At 70.3% G+C, this 20,942-nt stretch carries 15 protein-coding genes; 8 read left to right on the top strand and 7 right to left on the bottom strand.

Annotation, left to right across the window (positions count from 1 at the left end; all coding sequences use genetic code 11):
- Positions 1 to 118: 118 nt before the first annotated feature.
- The 3 genes from BS75_RS51120 to BS75_RS39625 all read left to right on the top strand — a co-directional run bounded on the left by BS75_RS51120 (position 119) and on the right by BS75_RS39625 (position 4,690).
- Complete coding sequence (locus tag BS75_RS51120; protein ID WP_063771528.1) at positions 119 to 2,155, top strand: phospholipase D-like domain-containing protein; 2,037 nt, start codon at positions 119 to 121, stop codon at positions 2,153 to 2,155.
- A gap of 349 nt (positions 2,156 to 2,504) precedes the next feature.
- Positions 2,505 to 4,049: a cellulase family glycosylhydrolase gene (locus tag BS75_RS39630; RefSeq protein ID WP_081983066.1), complete on the top strand. Its 1,545-nt coding sequence runs from the start codon at positions 2,505 to 2,507 to the stop codon at positions 4,047 to 4,049.
- Positions 4,050 to 4,486: 437 nt separating this feature from the next.
- Positions 4,487 to 4,690, top strand: a complete 204-nt coding sequence (locus BS75_RS39625; protein WP_034091675.1) for a cold-shock protein — start codon at positions 4,487 to 4,489, stop codon at positions 4,688 to 4,690.
- Between the two features lie 191 nt (positions 4,691 to 4,881).
- Here BS75_RS39625 and BS75_RS45325 read toward each other — a convergent pair whose 3' ends face one another.
- Positions 4,882 to 8,979, bottom strand: a complete 4,098-nt coding sequence (locus tag BS75_RS45325; protein WP_160312283.1) for a choice-of-anchor D domain-containing protein — start codon at positions 8,977 to 8,979, stop codon at positions 4,882 to 4,884.
- A gap of 271 nt (positions 8,980 to 9,250) precedes the next feature.
- On the opposite strand from BS75_RS45325, the gene BS75_RS52370 reads away from it, so the two are divergent.
- Positions 9,251 to 9,484 carry an MBL fold metallo-hydrolase gene (locus BS75_RS52370; protein WP_369405870.1) on the top strand — a complete coding sequence of 78 codons (234 nt, stop codon included), beginning with the start codon at positions 9,251 to 9,253 and terminating at the stop codon, positions 9,482 to 9,484.
- On the opposite strand, the gene pip is transcribed toward BS75_RS52370, so the two are convergent.
- Positions 9,465 to 10,430, bottom strand: coding sequence for a prolyl aminopeptidase (pip, locus tag BS75_RS39615; RefSeq protein ID WP_034091674.1), 966 nt, complete (start codon positions 10,428 to 10,430; stop codon positions 9,465 to 9,467). The genes BS75_RS52370 and pip overlap by 20 nt on opposite strands.
- A gap of 342 nt (positions 10,431 to 10,772) precedes the next feature.
- Here pip and BS75_RS51115 point away from each other — a divergent pair, with 342 nt between their 5' ends.
- Positions 10,773 to 12,236, top strand: a complete 1,464-nt coding sequence (locus tag BS75_RS51115) for a glycoside hydrolase family 16 protein (protein ID WP_231608030.1) — start codon at positions 10,773 to 10,775, stop codon at positions 12,234 to 12,236.
- A gap of 83 nt (positions 12,237 to 12,319) precedes the next feature.
- Here BS75_RS51115 and BS75_RS39605 read toward each other — a convergent pair whose 3' ends face one another.
- Positions 12,320 to 12,787 carry a hypothetical protein gene (locus BS75_RS39605; RefSeq protein WP_152646021.1) on the bottom strand — a complete coding sequence of 156 codons (468 nt, stop codon included), beginning with the start codon at positions 12,785 to 12,787 and terminating at the stop codon, positions 12,320 to 12,322.
- Between the two features lie 86 nt (positions 12,788 to 12,873).
- Entirely contained in the window at positions 12,874 to 13,902 is a 1,029-nt protein-coding gene (locus BS75_RS39600) for a saccharopine dehydrogenase family protein (RefSeq protein ID WP_034091672.1), read from the bottom strand.
- A gap of 123 nt (positions 13,903 to 14,025) precedes the next feature.
- On the opposite strand from BS75_RS39600, the gene BS75_RS39595 reads away from it, so the two are divergent.
- Entirely contained in the window at positions 14,026 to 15,006 is a 981-nt protein-coding gene (locus tag BS75_RS39595; RefSeq protein WP_034091671.1) for a helix-turn-helix domain-containing protein, read from the top strand.
- A gap of 14 nt (positions 15,007 to 15,020) precedes the next feature.
- Here the strand turns inward: BS75_RS39595 and BS75_RS39590 are convergent, their stop codons facing one another.
- Positions 15,021 to 15,596 (bottom strand): HEAT repeat domain-containing protein, encoded by a 576-nt coding sequence (locus BS75_RS39590; protein WP_160312282.1) that lies wholly within the window; start codon positions 15,594 to 15,596, stop codon positions 15,021 to 15,023.
- A 636-nt stretch (positions 15,597 to 16,232) separates the two neighbouring features.
- On the opposite strand from BS75_RS39590, the gene ltrA reads away from it, so the two are divergent.
- A complete protein-coding gene (gene ltrA / locus BS75_RS39585) occupies positions 16,233 to 17,726 on the top strand; it encodes a group II intron reverse transcriptase/maturase (RefSeq protein ID WP_034091670.1) in 1,494 nt (497 codons plus the stop codon).
- Between the two features lie 229 nt (positions 17,727 to 17,955).
- On the opposite strand, the gene fahA is transcribed toward ltrA, so the two are convergent.
- Together fahA and BS75_RS39575 are read right to left on the bottom strand one after the other, a co-directional pair.
- Positions 17,956 to 19,164, bottom strand: a complete 1,209-nt coding sequence (gene fahA / locus BS75_RS39580; protein WP_034091669.1) for a fumarylacetoacetase — start codon at positions 19,162 to 19,164, stop codon at positions 17,956 to 17,958.
- The gene (locus BS75_RS39575; RefSeq protein ID WP_042438957.1) at positions 19,161 to 20,114 is read right to left on the bottom strand and encodes a hypothetical protein; all 954 of its coding nucleotides are present in this window, start codon (positions 20,112 to 20,114) and stop codon (positions 19,161 to 19,163) included. Before BS75_RS39575 ends, fahA begins: the two co-directional genes overlap by 4 nt.
- 104 nt (positions 20,115 to 20,218) lie before the next feature.
- Between BS75_RS39575 and BS75_RS39570 the strand changes: the two genes are divergently transcribed.
- Positions 20,219 to 20,932 (top strand): IclR family transcriptional regulator, encoded by a 714-nt coding sequence (locus tag BS75_RS39570; RefSeq protein WP_034091668.1) that lies wholly within the window; start codon positions 20,219 to 20,221, stop codon positions 20,930 to 20,932.
- The last annotated feature ends 10 nt before the right edge of the window (positions 20,933 to 20,942 follow it).

Raw genomic sequence — 20,942 nt, 5'->3', positions numbered from 1 at the left:
GTCGCCTGGGATGGGTGCCCTGAATGCCGAGTTGTGGCGCAATGACAGGAGCAGTACAACTCCGGCACCTCCCAGCGGATCCCCCACGACGCCACATCCGAGGAGAGCAATGCGCCCCATGTCCCCCTTCAGACGAGCGCTCACGGCCGCAGCAGCCTGCGGTACCGTCTTCGCCGTGTCCCTCGGCGCCACCCAGGCCCAGGCAGCGATCCGTCCCGCGGTCGGCACGGACCCGTACTCGGCGTTCGCGTTCAACCTCGGCACCAGCGAACCTGTCATCTACAGCTTCATCAACTCCGCCACCACCACGCTCGACATGACCATGTACGAGCTCAACGACACGACCGCGATCAACGACCTGATCGCCCGTGAGCAGGCCGGGGTCAAGGTCCGGGTGATCCTGGACCAGGCGGAGTCCAGCACCAACCAGACCGCCTACAACGACCTCTCCGCCGCCGGCGTCGGCGTGGTCTGGTCGTCCACCGCGTTCACCTACACGCACCAGAAGACCATCACCGTCAACGGTGACGAGTCGCTGGTCCTGTCGGGCAACCTCACCTCCGAGTACTACCCGACCAGCCGCGACTACGGCGTCTTCGACAGCGACCAGAACGACGTCGCGGCGATCGAGGCGGTCTTCGCCGACGACTACACGCACACCTCGATCACCCCGAGCGACGGGGACAACCTGCTGTGGTCGCCGACCACCGCCCAGTCCCGGCTGCTGTCGATCATCAACGGCGCGACCAAGACCCTGGACGTCCAGGAGGAGGAGTTCAGCGACACCGCGGTCGTCAACGCGATCGTCGCCGACGCCAAGCGCGGCGTCGCCGTGCGGATGGTGATCGAGAACGAGTCCTCCGCCTACCAGTCGGAGATCAACGAGGTCACCGCGGCCGGCGGCAAGGTCACCACGTACACCTCCTCGACCGGCTTCTACATCCACGCCAAGGCGATCGTCGCGGACTACGGCCTGTCCACCGCCGCGGTCGAGGTCGGCTCGATGAACATCACCTCCAACTCGCTGACCGCCAACCGCGAACTCGGCATCATCCTGAACGACACCGGCGTGGAGAACGTCGTCGAGTCCACGTTCGACGCCGACTTCAACGGGACCACCGCCGACACCGTCACGGTGAACAGCATTGCCGACCAGACCGGCACGGTGGGCACCGCCGTGAGCCTCCAGGTCGGCGCGAGTGACTCCGCCTCCGGCCAGACGCTCAGCTACAGCGCCACCAACCTGCCCGCAGGCCTGAGCATCAACGCCGGCACCGGCCTGATCACCGGAACCCCCACCACCACCGGCAGCCCGACGGTCGTCGTCACCGCCACCGACACCACCGGCGCGGCCGCCGGCGCCGCCTTCAACTGGACCGTCAACCCCGGTTCCACCGGCGGCAACACGGTGACGGTGACCAGCCCGGGCAACCAGACCGGCACCGTCGGCACCGCCGCCAGCCTGCAGATCGGCGCGAGTGACTCCGCCTCCGGCCAGACGCTCAGCTACAGCGCCACCAACCTGCCCGCAGGCCTGAGCATCAACGCCGGCACCGGGCTGATCACCGGAACCCCCACCACCGCGGGCACCTCAACAGTCACCGTCACCGCCACCGACACCACCGGGGCCACCGGCAGCGCCGCCTTCACCTGGACCGTCAGCGGGGCCGGCGGCTCGTGCACCGCCGCGCAGCTGATCGGCAACCCCAGCTTCTCCACCGGCACCGCGGCGCCCTGGAGCGCCACCTCCGGCGTGATCGCGGACAACAGCAAGGAGCCGCCGTACGTCGGCAAGTACGACGCCTGGCTCGACGGCTACAGCCGTGCCACCACCGACACCCTGTCCCAGGCGATCACCATCCCGACCGGCTGCACCAACTACGTGCTGAGCTACTGGCTGCACATCGACACGGCGCGGACCACCACCACCAACGCCGCTGACACGCTGAAGGTGCAGCTGGTCAACGGCTCCGGCACGGTGCTGGCGACGCTGGACACCTTCTCCAACCTCAACCACAACACCGGGTACGCCGAGCACACCTACAACCTGGCCGGCTACGCGGGCCAGACGGTGACCCTGCTGTTCACCGGCGTCCAGACCTCCTCCACCGAGACCTCGTTCGTCATCGGCGAGGCGGACCTGAACGTCAGCTGAGCCTCCCCGTCCAGCACGGACCGGCCGTCGGAGACCCTGGTCTCCGGCGGCCGGCCGCCGTCCGGCCTGCACGGCGCGATGACCCGATCGGCGCCGCACCGGCGGCAACTGCGGAATACGAACTCCCTGCGCGTGCTTCACCTGCGCCCGCGGCTGGGGGCAACCAGTGGGAGCGCTCCCAATCGTCATCCGGATCCGTCGGCGCGTCAATACTCTTGTCGGTGTACCGAAAAAATAGCTGACGTATTGTCAATTCCTGGCGCATGTGGCTACGGTGGGCGGCGGCAACCAGCGCGAGCACTCGGACCCCCGGATCTCGGTCCCCCAGGGACAAGGAGAGTGCTCACCCATGAGACATCCCACCAGGCTCGCCGCCGCGACGGCGGTGGTCACGGCAGGCTGCGTCGCGGCGCTGCTGCCGCTGGCCGGCCCCACCTCGGCCGCGACCGCGACCGCCACGACGGCCACCGCCTCCTGCAGCGTCAGCTACGCGGACACCAGCGACTGGAGCACCGGCTTCACCGCCGCGATCACCATCACCGACACCGGTGCCACCGCCATCAGCGGCTGGACCCTGGGCTACGCCTACACCGGGAACCAGACCCTGCAGAGCGGCTGGAACGGCACCTGGTCGCAGGCCGGGCAGCAGGTCACCGTGACCGCGCCCAGCTGGAGCAGTGGCATCGCCGCCGGCGGCAGCTACACCACCGATGCCAACTTCGGCTACTCGGGCGCCAATGCCGCACCCCAGTCCTTCACCGTCAACGGCGTGACCTGCGGTCCCTCGGCAAGCGCCGCGCCGTCGGCGTCGGCGTCGCCCTCCCCCTCTCCCTCGCCGTCCCCTTCTCCCTCCCCCTCGGCGTCTGCCTCCGCTCCGACTGGGAGCGCTCCCGCCCTGCACGTGTCAGGGAACAGGCTGGTGGACGCCACCGGAAGGACCGTCACCCTGCACGGCGTGAACCGCTCCGGCGCGGAGTTCTCCTGCGTCCAGGGCACCGGGATCTTCGACGGACCGGTCGACCAGGCCTCCGTGTCCGCGATGGCGTCCTGGGGCATCAACGCCGTCCGGGTGCCGTTGAACGAGGACTGCTGGCTGGGCCTGTCCGACGTCGACGCCGCCTACGCCGGCAGCAACTACATCGACGCGATCAAGGACTATGTCTCGCTGCTGCACCAGAACGGCCTGGTCGCCGTCCTGGACCTGCACTGGACCGACGGCGTCTACACCGGTGACTCCTCCGCCTGCTCCAGCGCCACCGCGACCTGCCAGAAGCCCATGCCCGACGCGGCCGAGGCGATCCCGTTCTGGACCTCGGTCGCCGAGACCTTCAAGGGCGACGACTCCACCGTGTTCGACCTCTTCAACGAGCCCTACCCGGACCGGGCCGCGAGCACCGCCACCCAAGCCTGGACCTGCTGGCGTGACGGTGGCACCTGCCCGGGCATCGGCTACCAGGTGGCCGGAATGCAGTCGATGGTGAACGCGGTGCGCGGCACCGGCGCCGACAACGTGCTGATGCTCGGCGGTCTGGCCTACGCCAACGACCTCACCCAGTGGCTCGCCTACGAGCCCAGCGACCCCGACCACGACCTGGCCGCCTCCTGGCACTCGTACAACTTCAACAGCTGCAGCAGCAGCTCCTGCTGGAACAGCCAGATCGCCCCGGTCCTGGCCCAGGTGCCGCTGGTCACCGGTGAGCTCGGCGAGAACGACTGCGGCACCGGCTACCTCGGCTCGCTGCTGCCCTGGCTGGACCAGGAGGGCGCCTCGTACCTGGCCTGGACCTGGAACACCTGGGACTGCAGCTCGGGCCCCGCGCTGATCAGCAACTACGACGGCACCCCCACCGCCTACGGCGCGGGCTTCAAGGCCCACCTGGCCGCGCTGGGTTGAGCCTGCGAACAGCGGCAGCGGCACGACCGCTCGCAGGCACTGCGAGGTGCCGGTCTCCGGCGCCGTGGCCCGGATCTGCTGCTGACCCCAGGTCAGTTCGCCTTCGCCGGAGCCGGTTCCGGCGAAGCGGACGAGGATCGGATCGGCCATCGCCCGCCTGTTCCTGGTGTCTGTGGTGAACGGGCCGAGTCAACCATGAGCGCCCCGGCAGCGCCAGCGGTCGGTCACCGGTGGCCTGGGCGCGGTCCACCCCTCCGCTCCGTAGGCCGATCAATTTTGACGCCCCGTAGCGGTTCGCTCACCGTTCGACTACCCTCTGCGTCAGCAGTCGTGGATCCGAAGTACCGCTCGACCAGCAGTCGGAGGACCAAGGCGATCACCTCAACCCCTGAGGTACGCACCAGCGCGTACCTCGTCCCCGACCTGGGAGCAGCAGCATGGCCAGTGGCACCGTGAAGTGGTTCAACGCCGAGAAGGGCTTCGGTTTCATAGCGCAGGACGGCGGCGGCCCCGACGTCTTCGCCCACTACTCGAACATCAACGCCCAGGGGTTCCGTGAACTCCAGGAGGGCCAGAAGGTCGAGTTCGACGTCGCCCAGGGCCAGAAGGGCCCGCAGGCCGAGAACATCACCGTCGTCTGACACGCCGACGCGAGGGCCCCGTACCGCCGGTGCGGGGCCCTGGTCGTGCCGGGTGCGGTCCGAGCCTCGGTCCGGGCGCTGTAGGGCTCGGCCGGGACCGGAGGCGGTGGGGAGGAAGCCCGGCTTCCTCCCCACCGTCGAGCCCGGTCGACCGGCGGCACGCGGTGCGCCCGCCGACGACCGCTGCGGCGTCAGCCGTAGATCGCCAACTCGGAGACCTGCGCGCCGTTCTGGACGCTGTTGGCGGTGAAGGCCAGCTCCACGTACTGCTCGGCGGTCCCGGCCGGCAGGGCGATGGTGACCGTGTTGCCGGTGGACGGGTTCCAGGTGTAGGTCGCCGAGGCCACCAGGGTCGTCCAACTGCTGTCGTTGGCACTGCCCAGAACCGAGAGCGTCTGGGTCCGGGTGCCCCAGGCCGAGGACGGCGGCAGGTCGATCACCACCTGACCGAGGGTCTGGGACGAGCCCAGGTTGACGGCCAGGGTGGTCGGCCAGGCGCCGTCGCTGCCCTCCCAGTACGTGTTGGCGTTGCCGTCGTCGGCGTTGGCCGCCAGGTAGTTCTGCTCGACGCTGCTGGCCGTGATCGGCCGGTTCAGCGCCAGGTCGGGCAGGGCGCTGCCGGCGCCGGTGCCCCAGACCTGGAACTCGGAGATCTGGGCGCCGTTCTGCACGCTGTTGGCGGTGACATCGAGTTCGACGTACTGGTCGGTCGTGCCCGAGGGCAGGTTGATGGTGACGGTGTTGCCGGTGGACGGGTTCCAGGTGTAGGTCGCCGAGGCCACCAGGGTCGTCCAGGTGCTGTCGTTGGCACTGCCCAGAACCGAGAGGGTCTGGGTCCGGGTGCCCCAGGCCGAGGACGGCGGCAGCTCCAGCGTCACGTGGTCCAGCGCGTCGGACGCTCCCAGGTTGACGGCCAGGGTGGTCGGCCAGGCGCCGTCGCTGCCCTCCCAGTACGTGTTGGCGTTGCCGTCGTCGGCGTTGGCCGCCACGTAGTTCTGCTCGACGCTGCTGGCCGTGATCGGCTGGTTCAGCGCCAGGTCGGTCGGGGTGGCCGTGCCTCCGGTTCCGGTGCCCGTCAGCGCGACGGTCAACGAGGTGTCCGAGGCGTTGCTGGCGACGGCCAGGTTCGCCGTGGCCGCGCCGTTCACGGTCGGGCTGAACACCACCGACGCCGAGCAGGACGCGCCTGCGGCCAGCGTGCTGCCACAGGTGTTGGTCTCGGCGAACGGCGCGCTGGTCGCGACCGAGCTGATCGACGCCGTGGCGCTGCCGGTGTTGGAGATCGTCACCGACTGCGCCGAGGTGGTCGACCCCACCGTCTCGCTGCCGAAGGACAGCGAGGTCGGCGACGCGGTCAGGGTGGCGGTCGGCGTGGCGGTCCCGGTGCCGGTCAACGCCACCGTCAGGGTGCCGTTGGTCGCGCTGCTCGACACCGTCAGGTTCGCCGAGTACGCACCGGCCGAGGTCGGCGAGAAGGTGACCGCCACGGTGCACGAGCCGCCGGCCGCGATCGAGGATCCGCAGCTGTTGGTCTCGCCGAAGCCGGACCCGGCCGCGATGGAGGAGATCGTCGCCGTCGCGCTACCGGTGTTGGACACCGTCACCGACCGCGCCGAACTGGTGGTCCCGTCGGTCTGGTTGCCGAAGGAGACCGAGGTCGGCGAGGCGCTGAGGGTCGCGCTGCCGGAGCTGCTGCCGGAACCCGGGAAGACCTCGAACTCCGAGACCTGGGCCGCGGACCACCCGGTGTTGGCGGTGAAGCTCAGCTCCAGGTACTGGGTGCTGGTCCCGGACGGGAGGTTGAAGGACACGGTGTTGCCGGTCGACGGGTTGAACGTGTAGCCGGTCGAGGGCACGATCTGGGTGAACGTGGAGCCGTTGGTGCTGTCCAGCACGGAGAGGGTCTCGGTGCGGGTGGACCAGGCCGAGGACGGCGGCAGATCCAGGGTGACCGACCCGACCGGCTGCACCGAGCCGAGGTTCACCGTGAGCGTCTGCGGATACCCCGCGCCGTCGCTGCTCTCCCAGTAGCTGCTGGTGTTCCCGTCGTTGGCGCCGCTCGCCGGGAATCCGGAATCGGTGCTGCTCGCGGTGATCGGCTGGTTCAGCGCGAGGTCGGTGTTGGAGGTGACGCCGGTGCCCGACAGCGCGACGGTCAGCGGGCTGCCCGGGGCGCTGCTCGCCACCGACAGCGTCCCGGTGAGCGGGCCGCCGCTGGTGGGGGCGAAGGTCACCTCGACCGTGCACGAGCCGTTCGCGGCGATGGAACCGCCGCAGTCGTCGGTCTGGGTGAACGGTCCGGTGACGCCGATCGAGGAGACCGAGGCGGCGGAGCCGCCCGGGTTGGTCACCGTCACCGCCTGCGCGGCGCCGGTGGATCCGGCCGCCACGTCGCCGAACGCCAGGCTCGGCGTCGAGGCGGTCAGCGAGCCGGGTTCCACCGGCTCGGGGAAGCTGGTGAGGACCGGTGTCGTGCTCCAACCGGTGTTGCCGCTGCCGAGGTCGAAGGTGAAGGCGCCCGGGGTGTAGGCGCCGGCGTCGTACCCGTCGTTGTAGGCCCCGGCCACCCCGATTCCGCTCGCCGTCACGCCACTGACACTGGCGGAGCCGGAGGTCTCGGCCTGCATCACCACCGTGCCGGCGTTCTGCACCTGGACGTCGCTGATGTCGAGCCCGGAGATGGTGTTGCCGTCACCGTCGCCGGACACCAGCTCGATGGCCTCGTAGGGGCTGTCGAGGATCGCGCCGCCGGAGTAGTTGACCGTGACGCCGCTGAACGAGTAGTCGTAGGCGTCGAACTGGACCGCGCCCATCGCATGGTCCCAGTTCGGGTTGTACGCACCGGCGCGGATCAGGTAGTTGCCCGAAACGGTGATGGTCCCGGAGAGCGGGGTGAACCCGGGGGACAGGAACTGCTCGTTGGAGACGGTCAGCCCGCTGCCCAGGGCGTTGGTGTCGGCGATCGCGTTGTCGGAGATGGTGTTGTCGGTGCCGCCGTACTCGGCGATGCCGTTGGCCAGCGTGGACACGTCGACCGTGTTGTTCTCGACGGTGATGCCGGAGTCCGTGGCCGGATAGGACCAGATCGCTATGCTGTCGTCACCGGTGTTTCTGAAGTAGTTGTTCCTGACCGTGCACCCGGTCGCGTTGCCGTTGAAGTTCAGCCCGTCCGCGTCGGTGTCCTGGACGACGCTGTTCTCCACCGTGCAGTTGCTGTTGCCGTACTGCAGCCAGAAGCCGACGTTGGTGTTCTGGATCCACAGGCCGTTGACGGTCCATCCGGTGCCGAGCGAGCCGTCGATCCCGTTGGCCACGCTGCCGTCGTTCCGGCCCACCTGCGAGCCCAGGATCGCGAAGTTGCTGAGGTTGATCGGGCCGGCGACCTGCGAGGTGTTGTCCACCAGCATGTTCGTTTCGAGCTGCGTGTACCAGTTGCCGGCGCCCTCGATCGTCCCGGCGGTCAGCTGCAGCGGAGAGCTGATCAGGTAGGTGCCCGCGGGCACCCACACCGTCTCCCCGGCCGCGTTCGCCGCGGAGACGGCCTCGTTGAAGGCGTTCTGCGAGTTGGTCACGCCGGTCGGGTCGGCGCCCTCGGTGACCACCGAGATGGAATTGGCCGGCTGGGTGGCGGCGGCCGCGACGTCGTAGCCGTCGAGCACGTTGACGGTGACCGGCAGATCGGAGGTGCTGCCGGTCACTTCCAGGGTCACCGTGCTGCCGGCGGCGATCGTCTGGCCGAGCAGCATCCGCGCGTCGTCGTACATGTCGTGCGTGGTGCTGCCGGTGATGTCCCCCGTGCTGATGTAGCTGTACTTCGAGGTGAGCGCGAGCTGCTGGCTGAGTTCGGTGCCGTTGACGTACACCGACAGCGTGCCCGAGTCGCCCTCGGGGACGGCGTAGTGCAGGTCGACGGCGTTGGTGCTGCTCGTCATGGTGAACGTCACGTACTGCCCGGCCGCGTCGAGTTGGACGGCCTCGCGGCCGACCGCCTCGCTGGCCAGGGAGCCCTGGGCGAAGCCGGGGCTCAGCAGCGAGCCGTCAGTGGTCCCGTTCACCGCCTGGTACTCGGTGAACGGGACGTCGGCGCCCACGCCGCTCGGGACGTTGAACACGGACCCGGCCCAGTACGGCGGCGTTCCCGCGCCGCTCTGGGCGTACGCGGGTGCCGCGGCGAACAGCGCGGGCAGGGTGGCGAGTGCGGTGACTGCGGCCAGCGCCAGGGCGGCTAAACGCCCAGGTCGCCGGGGAGCCCTGGACGGGCGACCCGCTGACTTGTCATGGATGGACATCAGACACAGGCCCTTTCCTCGATCGACGTCATTGCCATATCCGGTGCGCATGAGCCTGAGGCAGCCGTCCCGTCGCCAGGGTGGGGGAGAACGGCGGTGCGGACGTGGGCATGGCGTCCCTGACCCGCGAACAGCCGGGGCGCGGGTTCGCCACTGTGGCGGAGCATAGGACTACCGACACGTAGCTGCAATAACTACGAGACATGTTGGTAAATAATGAAAGTGACTCTGCAAAAACTTGCGTAATTACCGAACGGCACCGCCGGCGCGGGTGCGGTCCCCTGCGCGGCGGTGTGTCGGTGGGCCAGGACGCGGTGCGGTTCCAGCGCGCCGGATCATCGAGGGCTCCGACGGCCGGCGCGTCGTGCACACCCCCGGCCACTCCCCCGGCCACCTCGTGCTCGTCCACGAGCCCAGCCGCACCGCCCTGCTGGGCGACGCGGTCGTCCAGCGCGGCGAACCCGCCATCGGACCGGCTGGCCGGCTCAGCCTGAGCGGTGCTTGAACTGTTCGACGGCCGCCAGCATCGTCTGCCGCAGCGCCTCGCTCCCGGCGTGGCCGCTGTCCTCGATGATGTGGAGCTGCGCGTCCGGCCACGCCTTCGCCAGCTCCCATGCCGTCTGCACCGGGCTGCCCAGGTCGTGCCGCCCGTGGCCGAGCACCGCCGGGATCCCGGCCAAGCGGTGGGCGTTGCGCAGCAGTTGGTCCTCCTCCAGCCAGGCGCCGTGGCTGAAGTAGTGGGCGCAGATCCGGACGAACGCGATCTGCGCGTCGACCTCCCGGTCGCTGTACATGCCGGGCACGCCGTTGGGCTCGTTGGAGATCACCGCGTCCTCCCAGGCCAGCCAGTCGGCGGCGGCCTTCGCCCGGACCGCCCGGTCGGGGTGCTCCATCAGCCGTGCGTAGGCGGCGAGCAGGTCGCCGTCCCGTTCGTCCTCCGGGACGCCGTCGCGGAACCGGTCCCAGGCCTCGGGCTGGAACCGTCCGGCTCCCCGGTAGAGCCAGTCGGTCTCGCTGCGCCGGGTCGTCGTCACCGCCTGGATGATGATCTCGCTGACCCGCTCGGGGTGCTGTTGCGCATAGGCCAGGATGAGCGTCGAGCCCCAGGACGCGCCGTTCAGCAGCCACCTCTCGATGCCGAGGTGCTCGCGCAGCCGCTCCATGTCGTCGATCAGGTGCTGCGTGGTGTTGCGGCTCATGTCCGCCGCCGGGTCGCTCGCGTGCGGGGTACTGCGGCCGCAGTTGCGCTGGTCGAAGCGGACGACACGGTAGTACTCGGGGTCCCAGGCCCTGGTCGGCCGCTGCGGTGTGCCCGCGCCGGGCCCGCCGTGGACGTTCAGGACCGGTTTGCCCCCGGGGTTGCCGAGCTGTTCGTAGTGGACGAGGTTGCCGTCCCCGGTGTCCAGCATTCCGGTGTCGTAGGGACTGGTCGGAGCGTAGAGAGCAGCCATGGCCGTCGATCCTACGGAGGGGGCGGCTAGACCTCCACCGAATGGGTACCGGCGCGTGGGACGCGGTCGGCCCCGTCCCGGCGCGGACGCTGCTCGGGGACGTCGTGCGCACCTCATCGGTCTGTGTTTGTCTGGCCTTGCCAGGCCCTTCCACCGGCGGGAACGCTCCTGTCCTGCCGGTGGTCGGCCGTACGGCGCGCGCCGGCGGGCGGGCGGGGCAGACCTGGTCTGCGGCGAACCCGGACCCGTGGCGCGGGTTCGCCGTGCGGGCCTGCGGCGAGCCGGCTCGGTGCCGGTCGCCGTCGAGCGGCCGGCGTTCGGCGATGACCATTCGGAGGAGCTGTGCCCCGTTTCATCACCCGCGTGCGCGTCGGCGTCATCGCGGGCACCGTCGCCCTACTCGTGGCGCCGCTGGCCGGCCCTGCCCGGGCCGACCTCGCCGCTCCGTCGGCGGACCACGCCCAGGGCCGGGCCGCGCCCCCGAGCGTGACCCAGGTGCGGTTGTCGCCCGAGACCGCGCAGGCGGGCATACCGGTCTCCGCCCAGCTGACGGTCCGTTCCTCCGCCTGCTTCACCGCGGCGGTACTCGGCGTCGGCGTACGGGACGCCGCCGGCGACAACCTGGACTTCCCAGGAGAACTGACCAACCAGCGGGTCTGTCCGCAGGACCTGAGCCTGACGACCGGGACCCGCGCCTTCCCGGCCGGAACCTACCGGGTCTTCGGCTTCTACCAGGACCAGGCCGGACGCTGGCACAACCTCCCGGAGAAGACCCTGACCGTCACCGCCGCGGTTCCCAGCGTGACCCAGGTGCGGTTGTCGCCCGAGACCGCGCAGGCGGGGACACCGGTGTCCGCCCAGCTGACGGTCCGTTCCTCCGCCTGCTTCACCGCGGCGGTACTCGGCGTCGGCGTACGGGACGCCGCCGGCGACAACCTGGACTTCCCAGGAGAACTGACCAACCAGGCGATCTGCCCGCAGGACCTCAGCCTGACGACCGGGACCCGCGCCTTCCCGGCCGGAACCTACCGGGTCTTCGGCTTCTACCAGGACCAGGCCGGACGCTGGCACAACCTCCCGGAGAAGACCCTGACCGTCACCGCCGCCACCGGCTCCACGCCGTTCCCCGGGGCGACGTCGCTGATCTGGTCCGAGGAGTTCAACGGCCCGCTCTCCGCGGACCGCTGGAACCGGTCCACCAGCAGCTCGTACCGCTACGGCAGCTACAACCCGGACGACGACAAGCTGGACAAGCTCGACCCGGCGAAGGTCACGGTCGCCGACGGCGCGGCCACCTTCACCGCCACGCCCAGCGCGTTCAAGCTCTCGGGCAACCGGCAGGCCTGGGACACCGGTCTGCTGACCACGGAGAACACCCCTGAGCACTTCATGGTCAAGACCGGCGACTACGTCGAGACCCGGGTGAAACTGCCGTCCGAACTCGGCGCCTGGCCGGCCCTGTGGACCTGGCGCGACGGCGGCCACGAGGTGGACTCCTTCGAGTACCACACGGACAACCCGAACCTGCTCGAACTGACCAACCACGTCAAGCCGGCGCAGCACTACTGGGACAGCAAGGGAGCCGCGAAGCCCGGCGAGTGGGTCGTCATCGGCACCCACTACGGCGCCGACTCGGTCGGCTGGTACATCAACGGCGTCGACGTCTTCGAGGACCACGTGGGCGTGGGACGGGACTGGTCGGCCTACCTGATCCTCAACCTGTCGCTCTGTTCGGGCACCTTCCACCCGGGTCCCACCGCCAAATCGGTGAGCTTCGCAGCGGACTACGTCCGGGTCTACCGCTGACCGCTGAACCGCTGACCGCTGAACCGCGCGAGCGCCGCCCGCAGGCTGAACCCTCAGCCCGGGGCGGCGCTCCCGCCGTCCGATCAGCCGCTGACCACGATGTCGAACTGCTTCACATCGTTCGACGGGTTCGGGTCACCGACGCTTGCGACCCGCACCGAGCCCACGAGCACGCCGCGGACGTCAGGGCCGAGCCGCACCGGCACCAGAGCCGTCGCCGACTGCCCGGCCTGCAGGCCCGAGGGGAACGAGCACTGCACCACCGGAGCCGCCCCCGCCAGCGTGTGACAGTTCCTCGGGAAGTAGGGTTCCTCCGGCTGGGTCCCCGCGGGCAGGGTGACGGTCACCGTGAAGGCGCCGGCGACCGACTCCTGCCCGTCGTTGTACACGAACGCGTGAACCTCGGTCAGACCGCCGGCCGGGGCCGGGGCCGGATCCAGCCGCTCCACCCGCAGGTCCTGCTCCCACGCCTGTCGACCTCCCGGGGCCGCGCCCATCAGCACCCCCATCGCACAGCCGACCGCTGCCGCCGCTACCCACTTACGGGTCATGTCCCACACCTTTCATGACAGACCGGCTGATAGCCGGATACACCGCCACGCTAGGTCCGCGAGCCGACGGCCGCTCGCGCAGCGCGTCACGGGTGCAGTTCGAGGGTGATGTGCGGGGACAGCGCGCGCAGGAAGTCGGGGGCGTCGAACATCTCTCCCGCGGAGGCCACGCCCACCGTGCGGGTGCGGCCGTCGAGGACGCGCTCCAGCGCCTCCACGACCAGCGGCGCGGTGACGGCGTAGATGTCCTGACCGCGTGCGACGGCGCGTCGTTCGGTGTCACCCGACCGGACGACGGCGTCGACGAGGAAGGTCTGGCCGGAGCGGCCGCTCTCGTCGGCCGCGGTCGGCGCGGGCGTCCCGGGGGCGGCTATGTCGCGGACCGCTTCGGCCGTCATGTAGCTGGTCACCTCGGGGATGGCCAGGTGGCTGGGGATGGTCACGACGTCGGCCATGGTGAACTCCCCGACCACGGGACGCGGGCCCATCGGCTCGGGGAAGGACCACTCCAGAGTCGGCGCGGCGTCGGTGCGGCGCTCCCACCCGCCGCCGGTGTAGCGCAGGCGGTGGTCGCCGCGCCGCTCCCGGGAGACCGCGCCCGACCGGCGCGTCCCGTCAGTGGGGTGCCAGTGGCTCAGTGCGTAGGCGACGTGCGCCGAGTCGGCCCTGGTCCAGTCGCCCATCGCCGCCGTGGCCAGCAGGTCGCCCAGGCCGCCGAAGAAGGCCATCGCGGGAACGACGACCGCTCCCGCCTCGCGGGCCCGGTCCGCGAAGTGCTCGAAGGTGTCGAGGTTGGCCTCAAGCTCGGCCGCGACGTCCAGGTACGGGATCCCTGCCCGCAGAGCCGCCTCGATCACCGGGGCGGTCGTCGAGGCGAACGGCCCCGCGCAGTTGATCACGGCCGCCGCGCCGGCCAGGGCGCGGTCGAGGGAGGCCGGGTCCTCCGCCGACGCCACCCGGGCCTCCAGCCCGCTCCGGTACGCCATGGCCTTCAGCTTCTCGGCGTCACGGCCGCAGAGCAGCGGCACCAACCCGCGCTTCGACAGCTCCGCGACCACGAAGCGTCCGGTGTGCCCGTACGCACCGAAAACCACCACCGTCTGACCCGATCCCATGAGACTGCTCCCCTGCGCTCGCCCGATCGGCGGCTGATCCGCCGTGATCCGTTACGGACATCCTGGCGAACGGGAGCACCCCGCGCGAGCGTCTGGAACGACACACCCCGTACAGTTTCGGACATGCCCACTGTCGCGCTGGCCGTCACCGACGGCATGCTGCATTTCGAACTGGCCCTGGCGCTGGAGGTGTTCGGCTCGGACCTGACCCACGTCGTGGATCCCTGGTACCGCTTCTCCCTCTGCGGCCCCGGCCCCGTGCAGGTGGGCCGCTTCCGCCTCGATCCCGACCACGGGCTCGACCGCCTCGCCCACGCCGACACCGTGATCGTCCCCGGCTGGGCCGATGTCGACCGCGAGCTGCCGGCCGAACTCGTGGACGCGGTGCGCACCGCCCACGAGGCGGGCGCACGCGTGGCCTCGCTGTGCACGGGCGCCTTCGTCCTGGCGGCCGCCGGCCTGCTGGACGGCAAGCGCGCCACCACGCACTGGGCCCACACCCGGGAACTGGCCAGACGCCACCCGAAGGTCACGGTGGACCCGGACGTCCTCTACGTCGACAACGGCGACGTGCTCACCTCCGCGGGCAAGTCCGCCGCCATGGACCTGTGCCTGCACCTCGTCCGCCTCGATCACGGCTCGTCGAACGCCAACAGGATCGCCCGCCGCCTGGTCACCCCACCGCACCGCGACGGCGGCCAGGCCCAGTTCATCGCCACCCCCGTCCCCGCCCCGGGCAACCACCCGCTGGCCGAACTCCTGCCCTGGGCGCTGCAACGGCTGGACGAAGCGCTGACCGTGGAGGACCTGGCCCGCCAGGCACGGATGAGCTCGCGGCATCTGGGCCGCCACTTCAAGTCGCTGACCGGCAGCACTCCCCTGCACTGGCTCCACACCCAGCGCATCCGCCACGCCCAGGAGCTCCTGGAGACCACCGACGACACCGTCGACACCATCGCCACGGCCACCGGCATGGGCACCGCCACCACCCTGCGCCGACACTTCCACCGGACCGTCGGCGTCCCCCCGGACACCTACCGCCGGACCTTCCGCACCCGCAACGGCCCCGACGGCCCCGGCCGGGACCGCCCGTACCAGGTCTGACCGCTGAGGGTCGGTCACAGCTCCCGGTCGAGACGGTGGCACAGCTCGGCCAGTGCCCTCCGGGCCGCCGCGGCCACGGCCGGCTCGGGGTCGTCGAGCGCCGCGCGGATCAGGTGGGCGTGTTCGCTCTCGGCCATGGCGCCGAGCCCACGCACTGCCGCGGCCCGCACCCGGGCCACCTCGTCCGCCGTCAGAGTCGCCAACTGTTCGACCAGTTCGGCCAGTTCCTGGATGGTGGCCAGCTTCGCCGCCGTCTCCCGCACCCGCCAGGAGGAGTCGGCCAGGGCCCGGGCGATCGCCGGGGCGGCCTCGGGTGTCCACGCGTACCGCAGCGCCCGGACCGCCCACACGCGCGGCCAGTGGCTCTGGTCGGGCCTGGCAAGCCGGCCCGTTCGCAGCGCGGCCGCAGCGGGAGCACCACCGATCCAGGTCAGCGACGGCTGCCGGGGGTCGTCCGGTCCGATGCCGTCGACCAGGAGCGACACGCACCACTCGGCCACGGCCGCGTGCCCCAACTGCTCGCACGCCTGAGTGACCAGCACTCGGGGGTGCAGGTCTGTGTCGGCAGGAAGGCGAAGGGCCACGGTCACCTCGGAAAGGTCGTTTGCCCGCACTCTACGTGAGGATCGAGTGCGCCACGAGGCTCTGTTGTTGTACCGAATGGGGGTGGAAGACCTTCATCTCCCTTCCGCCGTAGCGGTGGGGTGAAGCTGGAGGCAGCCGGACCCGGGAGTCGCCGGGGAGGGTGGGAGCAGCCTCGACAAAGTCGCGACGATCCAGGACTGCCGGATGGATCGGGTGCGGTGAGCGAGACGGGAAGGTATACGCGAGGAACCGGCTGCGTTACGCCTCTTGATCACGTGCCAGCTCTAACCCGGTGGATTCGGGCTGGTTTGCGGTGCGCACTCGCCGTCTTTGGCGGTGGGGAACTCCTGGGGAGGGTCTTCGGTGTTCGATCCGGGAGGTCATGGTGAATTGTCTACGGCAGTATCCGTGACGATGCCGCAGGGGCAAAGCCGGGTGCCTAACCCGTCGATCGGACAACAGGGAACGTGGGAACCATCCGTATCCACTCCCGCCGTCCGGCCTTTCCAGGGCCGGGTAGCGGGATAGGCGCGACGTCTGCCGAAGGAGCGGATGGGGCGGAGCCGCCGTAGTACTCCGCGCCGGGGAAAGCCCGTGCACATGGGGAAGGGCGGCAGCGTGTCAGACAAGGAGTGTATGTAATGTCCGGAGATGCACCGGTGAATACCGGTGCCGCATCCTGGCCGGATGTAGATTCGGCCGAGATCGCGGTACGGAGGATGCAGAGCAAGTTGCACCGCTGGGCGACCGAAGATCCAGGTCGCTGTTTCGATGATCTGTTCAACCTCGTTTACGACCCGGCGTTCCTGATGGCTGCGTGGGGACGCGTGTCCACCAACAGGGGCGCCAAGACAGCAGGGATCGACAAAGTCAATGCGACCATGGTCGAGACCTGGGTCGGGGTCGATGCCTTCCTGGCCCGACTCCGGGACTCGCTGAAGTCTGGCGAGTACCGGCCGGTCGAAGTGCGGCAGGTGATGATCCCGAAAGGGAAGAGCACGGGGAAGTTCCGGAAACTCGGTATCCCCACCATCACCGACCGTGTGGTCCAGGCAAGCCTGAAGGCAGTACTTGAGCCCATTTTCGAGGCGGACTTCAGACCGTGCTCGTATGGGTTCCGCCCGAAGCGGCGTGCACACGACGCCATCGCCGAGATCCACTATCTGGCCTCTGGCTCCAGGGACTACCACTGGGTGCTGGAGTGCGACATTAAAGCCTGTTTTGACGAGATCAATCACACGGCATTGATGAATCGCTTCCGGGTAAGGATCAAGGACAAGCGTATCTGCGGGCTGGTGAAGGCGTTCCTGAAATCCGGGATCCTTACCGAACTCGGAAATCGTGAAGAGTCGCTGACGGGGACTCCACAGGGAGGGATCCTATCGCCGCTACTCGCCAATATCGCGCTGTCCGCGCTGGACGATCATTTCGACCAGCAATGGAATCGCGACATGGGGACACCGTATCGGCGATCCAAGCGCAAGAAGGACGGCCTCGGTAACTGGCGAATCATCCGCTATGCGGATGATTTCGTCCTGGTGGTCTCGGGGAACCGCCACCACGCCGAGGGCCTGCGCGAGGAGGTGGCAGCCGTACTCGCCCCGTTGGGGCTGCGGCTGGCACCGGAGAAGACCCGGGTAGTCCACATCGACGAGGGCTTTGACTTCCTCGGGCACAACATCCGCCGCCAACGGAAGCGAGGAACCACGAAGCACTACGTCTACACCAAGCCGTCCAAGAAGGCCATCGCGTCGATCAAGGACAAGGTGCGGGAGCAGACGTACAGATCGACCCGCCACATGGAGCTGGACGACCTGCTTCGCAGCGTCAACCGGAGCCTGGCGGGATGGGCGAACTTCTTCCGACACGGGGTGTCAAAGGCGATCTTCACCGCAGTCGACTCCCACACCTGGGGCCGGCTGATGCGGTGGATCCGCGCCAAGTACACAGGGAAACACCGGCTCGGGATGAAGGAACTCCGCAACCGCTTCTGTGACAAGGGGTGGCGGTTCGCCCACAACGGGGTCGTGTTCACCGGCGCATCCAGCGTCGCAGTGGAACGCTACCGCTACCGCGGAAGCGACATTCCGACCCCGTGGACCCCGAGACCAGCAGCTGCCACGGCAGGCGGCTGACCAACGGTCAAGACACGTGGAGCGCCCGGTGCGGAGTAATTCGCACGCCGGGTGCGGGAGGGGGCCCGAGGGAGACGACCGACGGAGACGTCGGCACCGCGCCCACGGGCCTACCTCACCGACGGGACCGGAGGCGGCGCGATCCGCTGCTGAGGCCGGCTGCGGGGGCCGTGGCCGTCGGACGGGGTAGCGCCCGACGGCCACGGCCGTCTGCCCGGGAGGTGCGGGCTCAGCGCACTTCGGGGGCCGGCCGGATGCGGCCGGTGACGCTGCCGAAGCCGATCACGGTGCCGTCCGCGCCGGGCGCGGTGGCGGTGATGGCGACCTCGTCGCCGTCCTCCAGGAAGGTCCGGACGCTGCCGTCGGGCAGGGCGATCTTGTCCCGGCCGCCCCAGCTCAGCTCCATCAGCGAGCCGCGCTGACCGGCCTCGGGGCCGCTGACCGTGCCGGAGGCGTAGAGGTCACCGGTCCGCAGCGAGGCGCCGTTGACCGTCATGTGGGCGAGCTGCTGGGCGGCGGTCCAGTACATGCTCGCGAACGGCGGCCGGGAGACCGGGTGGCCGTTGAGGCGCACCTCCATGGCCAGGTCGAGCCCCCAGTCGGCGTCGTCCCGCAGGTAGGGACGGAGCTCGTGGTCACGGGCCGGCGGGGCGGTCCTGGCCTGGGCCAGCGCATCCAGCGGCACGATCCACGGGGACACCGAGGTGGCGAAGGACTTGCCCAGGAAGGGGCCGAGCGGGACGTACTCCCACGCCTGGATGTCGCGTGCGGACCAGTCGTTGACCAGGCACACGCCGAAGACGTGCTGCTCGAAGTCGGCCACCGGAACCGGGGTCCCCAGCTCGGAGCCGACCCCGACGACGAAGCCGACCTCGGCCTCGATGTCCAGGCGCAGCGAGGGGCCGAAGCCGGGCAGGTCCTCGCCCGCGACCGGCTGCCGCTGTCCGTTGGGGCGCACCACCGGGGTGTCGGAGACCACCACGGTTCCGGCCCGGCCGTGGTAACCGATGGGCAGGTGCTTCCAGTTGGGGGTGAGCGCGGCGGAGTCGGGGCGGAACATCCGGCCGATATTGGTCGCGTGGTGCTCCGAGGCGTAGAAGTCGACGTAGTCGGCGACCTCGAACGGCAGCAGCAGCCGCACCTCCGCGATCCGGTGCAGGGCGGGCTCGACCTGCGCCCGGTGCGCCTCGTCGGTGAGCAGCGCGGTGACCGCGGCGCGGACCTGCTGCCAGCGCTCGCGGCCCTGGGCCATGAAGGCGTTCAGGCTCGGCCGGGCGAACACGTCGTCGTCCAGGGCCGCTGCCAGGTCCAGAACGTGCTCGCCGATGGCCACACCGACCCGGGGCTCCGCCCCGGGCGGTGCGAAGACTCCGTAGGGCAGGTTCTGCACCGGGAAGTGCGAGCCCTCCGGCACCGGCACCCAACTCTTGGCCGTCACTTGCTGTGGTCCTTTCGCTCTGCCTGCTCTGGTTCTTCCGCGTGTTCCGCGTGTTCCCCGGGAACGATCGTCCGGGCCTCCAGCACCGGGGTACTGGTGCTGCACGAGCCGTAGCCGACCAGGCTCCGGCGGGCCGCTGCGGCCGACTCCGGGTCGAGGTCGGCGACCTGCTGTCCCAGCAGTGCGGTGTCCTCCGACTCCAGCACGGCCTGCACCTCCTCCTCCCCCGCACCGCCGGCCGCCGCGGCGGTGGCCAGCAGCAGGTTCAGGTAGCCGTGGTGGAGGAACCCGGTGGCCCGGTCCCGGTGCCGCACCGCGCGGTGCAGTCCGGCGGTGGCCTTGAACGGGACCTCCGCCGCCACGCAGCCGACGATGAAGTGGGCGACCGTCGCCGGTGCCGGGAACAGCTCGGCCCGGACGCCGCCGCAGCGCAGCTTGGCCCCCAGCGGCCGGACACCGTCCTCCCCGCCGCCCCGGCCGCCGCGTCGGGCGGCGATGGCGCCGAGCAGCGCGTCCACCCCGGCCGGAGCGGCCGGTTCCAGGAAGGCCGGGACGGACGGCGGCGCCGCCGCCACCGCCCGCAGCGCGCCGGCGACCGCGACCTCGACCTCCTCGTCGAACGCGGCGAGCGGCAGTTCGAGCAGGGCCAGGGAGAGCCGGGGGTCGGCGGCGACGGTCGCGCAGGCTTCGGCGAGGCCGTCGGCGCCGCGGTCCGCGATCAGGCCGAGGTCCACCCGGTCGGTGTCGACCAGGTTCCCGCGGAGCTCGGCGATCCGGCTCGCCGGGCAGAGGAAGCGCTGGGTGAGCATCGGTTCAGCGGCAGCCCGGTCGGCCCGGTGCCGGGCGACGGCGTCCGGCATGGTCAGGGCGGTCGGCGGGAAGAGTCCCGCGTCGTCCACGAGTGCGTCCAGCAGGGGACGGGAGCCGTGGCGGCCCGGCGTGAAGCGCACAGCAACTCCTGTTGCAATTATCGAGAACCAGAGTTACAAAGATTGCATCACTATCTGCACGGCCTCCGCCGGAAGTCAAGGCTCTGCGCCGGGAAGGGGGACGCATGCCCGAGCAGCAGGCGGCCGAGCAGCGGCGGGCCGACGGCTCGCAGACCCTGGAGCGCGGGCTGGTCGCCCTGCGGCTGCTGGCCGAGGCGCCGCAGGGGCTCGGCGCGAGCGAGATCGCCGACCGGCTGGGCATCCACCGCTCCATGGCCTACCGGCTGCTGACGACGCTGACCCGGCAGGACTTCGCCGCCCGCGACAGCGCCGGCCGCTACCGCATCGGACTGTCCTTCTTCACCCTGGCCGAGCAGGTCAGGCCCCCGCTGCTGGACATCGCCCAGCCGGTACTGCGCGAGCTGGCGGGACGGCTCGGCGCCACCGCCTGCCTGGTGGTCCCCGAGAACGAGCACGCGGTGGCCGTCGCCGTCATCGAGCCCCCGGGCTCGGGACCCCGCTTCTCCTACCGGGTCGGCAACCGCGACCCGCTCGACCGGGGAGCGGCCGGCATCGCGATGCTGGCCGCCGGACCGGCCCTCGCGGGCGAACCGGAGCGGGTCGGTGCGGCCAGGCTGGCCGGATACGCCGTCACGCACGAGGAGATCGTGCCCGGCACCTTCGGCATCGCGGCCCCGATCCGCACCCCGGGCAACATCCAGTCGGCCGCCGTCAACGTCATCACCCACAGCCGGGAGCTCTCGGAGCGGGCCGTCCCCCTGGTCGTGGCGGCGGCCGAGCGGATCACCCGCCTGCTCGCCGACCCGTCCACGCCGTAGTCCGGTCGCC

It is taken from the genome of Streptacidiphilus albus JL83 (assembly GCF_000744705.1).
Classification (GTDB): domain Bacteria; phylum Actinomycetota; class Actinomycetes; order Streptomycetales; family Streptomycetaceae; genus Streptacidiphilus; species Streptacidiphilus albus.
This window is presented reverse-complemented; position numbering and strand designations above follow the sequence as displayed.

Bases quoted from the DNA above. Each gene is read 5' to 3' on its own strand.
- BS75_RS39595 (WP_034091671.1), top strand. From the start codon at position 14,026: ATGCCCACTGTCGCGCTGGCCGTCACCGACGGCATGCTGCATTTCGAA.
- BS75_RS39605 (WP_152646021.1), bottom strand. From the start codon at position 12,787: ATGACCCGTAAGTGGGTAGCGGCGGCAGCGGTCGGCTGTGCGATGGGG.
- BS75_RS39600 (WP_034091672.1), bottom strand. From the start codon at position 13,902: ATGGGATCGGGTCAGACGGTGGTGGTTTTCGGTGCGTACGGGCACACC.
- BS75_RS45325 (WP_160312283.1), bottom strand. From the start codon at position 8,979: ATGTCCATCCATGACAAGTCAGCGGGTCGCCCGTCCAGGGCTCCCCGG.
- BS75_RS39570 (WP_034091668.1), top strand. From the start codon at position 20,219: ATGCCCGAGCAGCAGGCGGCCGAGCAGCGGCGGGCCGACGGCTCGCAG.
- pip (WP_034091674.1), bottom strand. From the start codon at position 10,430: ATGGCTGCTCTCTACGCTCCGACCAGTCCCTACGACACCGGAATGCTG.
- BS75_RS51120 (WP_063771528.1), top strand. From the start codon at position 119: ATGTCCCCCTTCAGACGAGCGCTCACGGCCGCAGCAGCCTGCGGTACC.
- BS75_RS39630 (WP_081983066.1), top strand. From the start codon at position 2,505: ATGAGACATCCCACCAGGCTCGCCGCCGCGACGGCGGTGGTCACGGCA.
- ltrA (WP_034091670.1), top strand. From the start codon at position 16,233: ATGTCCGGAGATGCACCGGTGAATACCGGTGCCGCATCCTGGCCGGAT.
- BS75_RS39625 (WP_034091675.1), top strand. From the start codon at position 4,487: ATGGCCAGTGGCACCGTGAAGTGGTTCAACGCCGAGAAGGGCTTCGGT.